This is a genomic window from Pseudomonas sp. SIMBA_041 (assembly GCF_046535095.1).
Lineage (GTDB): Bacteria > Pseudomonadota > Gammaproteobacteria > Pseudomonadales > Pseudomonadaceae > Aquipseudomonas > Aquipseudomonas mucoides.
In genome coordinates this window covers 1-241 of record NZ_JAWRXJ010000852.1, presented here as the reverse complement: position 1 = coordinate 241, position 241 = coordinate 1, and the positions used below count along the sequence as shown (strand labels likewise).

General features: G+C 51.0%; 1 pseudogene. It reads right to left on the bottom strand.

The features are described from left to right. Window positions 1–241, bottom strand: a pseudogene (locus SB725_RS33545) (hypothetical protein); the annotation flags it as partial.

Genomic DNA, 241 nt, shown 5'->3' with positions numbered 1-241 from the left:
AACCTCAAAGGCGGAGGCACCATCAGCACCGGTGGCACCTGCAATACCTTGTGGACCGGTAATGGCTTCAATAAACTCCGCTTCAGTCTTACCAGCGTTACCAGCCAACCCTTCCCATACTTCATAGGCGGAGGCACCAGTGTCGCCTTTTAGCGAATCAATAAAGTCTTGTACGGTCAAGCCAGTATTGCCTGGTAAGGCTTCCCAGATCTCAAAGGCAGATTGTCCATTGTCACCATCA